We start from the raw sequence: 2,097 nt of genomic DNA, 5'->3' as shown, positions 1-2,097 counted from the left end.
CGCTCGATCATCTGACGAAAGGGCGCGTCGGCTGGAACATCGTCACCGGCTATCTCGACAGCGCCGCGCGCGGGATGGGGCTCGCGCAGCAGATCGGCCACGACGACCGCTACGAGCGCGCGGACGACTACATGGACGTCGTCTACAAGCTGTGGGAACAGAGCTGGGACGACGACGCGGTGATCCGCGACGCGCAGGCGCGCGTGTTCGCGCAGCCGGGCAAGGTGCGGCGCGTGAAGCACGACGGGCCGTTCTATTCGATCGATGCGATTCATCTGAGCGAACCATCGCTGCAACGCACGCCGGTGTTGTACCAGGCCGGCTCGTCCGCGCGCGGCGTCGAGTTCGCGGGCCGTCACGCGGAATGCGTGTTCGTGAACGGGCAGAGCAAGGCCGCGGCGCGCGCGGCGACGCTCGACATTCGTGCCGCCGCCGCGCGGCAGGGGCGCGACCCGGCGTCGATCAAGATCTTTGCCGGCGTGAGCGTCGTCACGGCCGAGACCGAATTGCTCGCCCGCGAGAAATTCGACGAATACCGGCGCTACGCGAGCCCGGAAGCCGGCCTCGCGCATTTCGCGAGCTCGACCGGCATCGACTTCGCGAAATACGGCCTCGACGAGCCGATCTCGTACGTGAAGACCGATTCGATCCAGTCGGCCGTCGACGCGATCTCGCGCAAGAGCACGACCGGCACCTGGACCGTGCGCCGCATGCTCGAACAGATGTCGCTGGGCGGCCGCTATGCGCCGATCGTCGGTTCGCCGTCGCAGGTCGCGGACGAGCTGCAGTCGTGGATCGACGAGGCCGGCATCGACGGCTTCAACCTGACGCGCACCGTGATGCCCGAGTCGTTCGAGGATTTCGTCGACTGGGTCGTGCCCGAGCTGCAGAACCGCGGTGTCTACAAGGAAGACTACGATCCCGCGCCGACGCTGCGCGAGAAGCTGTTCGGCGCGGGCCCGCGCCTGCCCGCCTGGCATACCGGCGCGCAGCACCGGCCGGCCGCCGCAGCCGAACCCGCGCATCCCGCGCATGCCTGAACGTGACGGAGGGAAGCGATGACGCAATTGTTCGATACGCTGGGTTTCATCGAGGCATCGGCCGTGCGCGCCGGTGCCGGCGCCGATGCAGCGGCACATGAGGAAGCCGTGACGCCGGTCGGCGGCGCGGCCGTGTCGCTGGAGCAGGTCGGCAAGGTATTCGCGACGCCGCGCGGCCAGGCCGCCGCGCTGCGCGACGTGACGCTCGACGTGCGGCGCGGCGAGGTGTTCGGGATCATCGGCCGCAGCGGCGCGGGCAAGTCGACGTTGCTGCGCCTCCTGAACGGCCTCGAACGGCCGAGTTCGGGCCGGGTGCGCGTGCAGGGCGTCGACGTCGGCGCGCTCGACGAGGACGGCCTCGTCGCGTTGCGGCGCCGCACCGGCATGGTGTTCCAGCATTTCAACCTGCTGTCCGCGAAGACGGTGTTCGAGAACGTCGCGCTGCCGCTGAAGATCGCCGGCGTGCCGAAGGCCGAGCGCGTGCGCAAGGTCGAGGCGCTGCTCGAGCTCGTCGGGCTCGCCGCGAAGCGCGACGCGTACCCGGCGAGCCTGTCGGGCGGGCAGAAGCAGCGCGTCGGCATCGCGCGGGCGCTCGTGCACGATCCGGAGGTGCTGCTGTGCGACGAAGCGACGTCGGCGCTCGATCCGGAAACCACGCAATCGATCCTCGCGCTGCTCGCCGACATCAACCGCCGTCTCGGGCTGACGATCGTGCTGATCACGCACGAGATGGAGGTGATCCGCGCGGTGTGCGACACGGTCGCGGTGATCGAACAGGGCGAAGTCGTCGAAACCGGCCCCGTGTGGCGCGTGTTCGGCGATCCGCGCCACGGCGCGACGCGCGCGCTGCTGAGCACGCTGCAGCACGACCTGCCGGCCGAACTGGCCACGCGGGTGCGGCCGCTGCCCGAGCCGGCCGCGCTGCCCGACGGCGCACAGATCGTGCTCGACGTCCGCTATACGGGCGAGAGCGGCGGCGAGCCGGACGTCGGCGCGCTCGCGGCGGCGCTCGGCGGCTCCGTGCGATTTCTGCACGGCGGCATCGAAAGCATCCAGG

At 70.2% G+C, this 2,097-nt stretch carries 2 protein-coding genes; both read left to right on the top strand.

Going from position 1 to position 2,097, the window contains the following annotated elements; translation table 11 throughout:
* Positions 1 to 1,040, top strand: a 1,040-nt coding sequence (locus JMF90_RS34685) for an NtaA/DmoA family FMN-dependent monooxygenase (protein WP_201326128.1), incomplete at its 5' end; no start/stop codon positions are given.
* A gap of 18 nt (positions 1,041 to 1,058) precedes the next feature.
* The coding region (locus JMF90_RS34680; RefSeq protein ID WP_201326127.1) for a methionine ABC transporter ATP-binding protein at positions 1,059 to 2,097 on the top strand (1,039 nt) is incomplete at its 3' end.

Origin of the sequence: Burkholderia sp. E168m23 (genome assembly GCF_016586125.1) — a bacterium.
Taxonomy (GTDB): domain Bacteria; phylum Pseudomonadota; class Gammaproteobacteria; order Burkholderiales; family Burkholderiaceae; genus Burkholderia; species Burkholderia orbicola.
This window is presented reverse-complemented; position numbering and strand designations above follow the sequence as displayed.